Source organism: Candidatus Sodalis sp. SoCistrobi, from assembly GCF_900143145.1.
Lineage (GTDB): Bacteria > Pseudomonadota > Gammaproteobacteria > Enterobacterales > Enterobacteriaceae > SoCistrobi.
Map to the genome: position 1 here is coordinate 1 of NZ_FRDB01000276.1, position 3,259 is coordinate 3,259.

Annotated in this window: 2 protein-coding genes and 2 pseudogenes; all 4 read right to left on the reverse strand. The window is 56.0% G+C overall.

From position 1 onward, the window contains the following. Positions 1 to 225 precede the first annotated feature (225 nt). Complete coding sequence (locus tag CINSTRO3249_RS14310) at positions 226 to 942, reverse strand: ABC transporter ATP-binding protein (RefSeq protein WP_074013751.1); 717 nt, start codon at positions 940 to 942, stop codon at positions 226 to 228. 7 nt (positions 943 to 949) lie between these two features. Beyond that, positions 950 to 1,816: pseudogene (locus CINSTRO3249_RS14315) on the reverse strand (ABC transporter ATP-binding protein); the annotation flags it as partial. Next, positions 1,813 to 2,520: pseudogene (locus CINSTRO3249_RS14320) on the reverse strand (branched-chain amino acid ABC transporter permease); the annotation flags it as partial. The pseudogenes CINSTRO3249_RS14315 and CINSTRO3249_RS14320, both read right to left, overlap by 4 nt. A 214-nt stretch (positions 2,521 to 2,734) precedes the next feature. Continuing rightward, positions 2,735 to 3,259: IS3 family transposase (locus CINSTRO3249_RS14325; RefSeq protein WP_125933110.1), on the reverse strand; the 525-nt coding region annotated here is incomplete at its 5' end.

The window sequence follows — 3,259 nt, forward strand, 5'->3', positions numbered from 1 at the left end:
ATGCCGAATGACCATTACATCGAACTCCATCAGCTTCGCTACAACGAGGGCAGGTAACATCAATCTTTGCCATAGTGTATTTTTAAAAATGTAGAGTATAACGTATCAATAAATCTGAGTCACGACCAGGAATTGTATATGTAATTGTTTCCGGCGGAAGAAACACATTAAAAATTCAGGTGTTAGGATTTTTCCCGGCCGGCAGGGCGAAGTCATTGGCGGCGTTCAAATGCCGCCCAGATAGGCGTTGCGTACCTCTTCGTTCCCCAGCAGCGCCTGGCCGGGACCGCTCAGGCGAATCTGGCCGTTGACCATGACATAGCCGCGATCGGACAGCGTAAGGGCGTGGTGCGCGTTTTGCTCAACCAGAAAGAGCGTCATGCCCCCCGCCGCCAGTTCGCGCAGAATTTGGAAGATCTGCCTGACGATAATCGGCGCCAGTCCCAGGCTCGGCTCATCCAGCAGCAGCAATTTGGGCCGGCTCATCAGCGCGCGGGCGATAGCCAGCATTTGTTGTTCGCCGCCCGACAGCGTCATCGCGCGCTGGACGCGCCGCTCCTCCAGCCGGGGAAACAAATGATACATGCGCGCCAGATCCTCGGCCTGAAAGCGGGTGCCGATGACGATACTGCCCATCAACAAATTTTCCTCCACCGTCATATCGGGAAACACCCGTCGCCCCTCCGGCGATTGGGCGATACCGTTAGCAGCGACATAATGAGCGGATTTGCGGCTGATATCTTCACCGCGATAAAGGATCTGCCCGCCGGCGATGCGCGGCTGACCAAAGATGGACATCAGTAACGTGGATTTGCCAGCGCCATTAGCGCCGATAAGCGCGACCGTTTCGCCTTCATTGACCTGCAGTGACACCTTTCGCAGCGCTTGGATGGGGCCGTAGTTGACGTCCACCGCGCGAAATTCCAGCAAAGGCGTACTCATATAGCGTCACCGCCTGTTCATCCGTACCCAGATAGGCGGCGATCACCCGCGCATCCTTTTTTACTGCCTGCGGCGGCCCGCTGGCGATGACATCGCCGTGATCCAGCACGATAACCTGGTCGGAAATGTCCATCACCATGCCCATATCGTGCTCAATTAATAGCACGGTAATGCCGTGTTCATCGCGCAGCGTACGGATAATACGGCTCAATGCGCGCGTTTCCACCGGATTCAACCCGGCCGCCGGTTCATCAAGGCAAATCATCTCAGGCCCGGTGCACATTGCGCGAGCGATCTCCAATCGCCGTTGCTGCCCGTAGGACATCTCGCCCGCCAGCCGGTTGGCACAGCTCACCAAATCCACCACCTCCAGCCAATAAAAGGCGCGATCGAGCGCCTCACTTTCCGCGCGACGATAGGCCGGGGTATTCAGCACGCCGGCCACCAGATTGCGGTTGATCCGCCTGTGCTGCGCCACCAGCAGGTTTTCCACCACCGACATCTCGCGGAACAGGCGGATATTTTGGAAAGTGCGCGCCAGCCCGGCGCAGTTGACCAGATGTGTGCCGCCGAACATTTTATAAAAAAGCCGCCTGCCAAGTCGGGGAGGATGAAGCCAGTCCGCCAGGCGCAGTTTTTCTCCCAGCACTTCGATAACATTGATGGAACGCTGCCCGGTATGGAGCATGATCGATCCGCCGCTGGCCCGATAAAAGCCGGTCAGGCAATTAAATACCGTGGTTTTACCGGCGCCGTTCGGGCCGATAAGCGCGGTAATGGAGCCGCGCGCGACATCAAGGTTGACATCATTCAGCGCCCGGATGCCGCCGAATCGCATCTGCAAATGCGCCACGCGCAGTATCGACCCGTTCATGGCGCCACCCCCTTACGCGGCGTGAAACCGCTGCGGCTGACGCGAATCAGGCCGCGCGGCCGCCAGATCATCATTAACACCATCAGCACGCCGAACAACAGCACCCGATATTCGGCAAAACCACGCAGCAGCTCGGGGGCAACCGTCAGTACAAAGGCGGCAATCACCACGCCGATTGTGGATCCCAGGCCGCCCAGTACCACAATGGCCAGGATCAGCGCAAATTCAAAGAACGTGAACGAGGTGGGATTAACGAACCCTTGGTAACTGGCGAAAAACACCCCCGCCAGCCCGGCGGTAGAGGCACCGAGGGTAAAGGCGGACAGCTTGACCAAGACATGATTCAGCCCCATCGCGCGGCAGGCGATTTCATCTTCGCGCAGCGCTTCCCAGGCGCGACCGATAGGCATCCGGGTCAGCCTGTGCTTGATGTACAACACCAGCAGCACCACCAATACCAGCACCGTATAGATAAAAATAAATTTCAGATTGGGGTTGTAGCTGGTGTGTAAAAACTCATGAATCGGCACTCCGCCCTCCCGGGCGCGGCGGCCAAATTCCAGACCGAAAAACGTGGGCGACGGCACCGGTACGCCGTTGGGACCGCCGGTAAACGCCAGCCAGTTATTGAGTACCAGCCTGATTATCTCGCCAAAGCCCAGCGTCACAATCGCCAGATAATCACCGTGCATCCGCAAGACCGGTGTAGCACCAATATTATAATGTCACTTTTTAACCATTTAGAAATGTCACTTTTTGCGTCATAAAGGATAAAACCCTTTTGCTGCAACAAGGACATTCGGATGTTGGTGACTATGTCAGATAAAGAATTAAGCCGTGTTAATGTCATTCAGGCTGTTTGTCAAAAACGGCTCAGGTGAATAACCCCGAGTTTATTAGAGAGTAATTTTGGCAATACTACGCCGCTTCCTCTGATGCTAATTGCAAAGCGTAATAGTTCATTTCGGCTTCAGTAGGAGGGATGTAACCCAGCCGCCCGAGCAGCCTTCTGTTGTTGTACCAGTCCACCCAGTCCAGCGTGGCCAACTCCACTTCCGTCCGGTTTTTCCAGCTCCCGCGGTGGATAACCTCCGTTTTGTACAACCCGTTGATACTCTCTGCCATCGCATTATCGTAGGAGTCGCCGGTAGTGCCAACTGACGCCAGGATTTCAGCATCCTTCAGACGCTTTGAATACGCTAATGAAACATATTGTGAGCCTCGGTCTGAGTGATGGATCACCCCTTTCCCTGGGCGACGAGCCCAAAGCGCCTGCTCCAGCGCATCCAGCACCAGAGATGTCTCCATCGACGTTGAGACCCGCCAGCCGACGATAACGCCGGCGAACACATCGACGATAAAGGCCACATAAACGAAGCCCTGCGCCGTTCTGACGTAGGTGAAGTCCGCCACCCAAAGCTGATTGGGCCGCTCCGCCATGAA

Bases quoted from the DNA above. Each gene is read 5' to 3' on its own strand.
- CINSTRO3249_RS14310 (WP_074013751.1), bottom strand. From the start codon at position 942: ATGAGTACGCCTTTGCTGGAATTTCGCGCGGTGGACGTCAACTACGGC.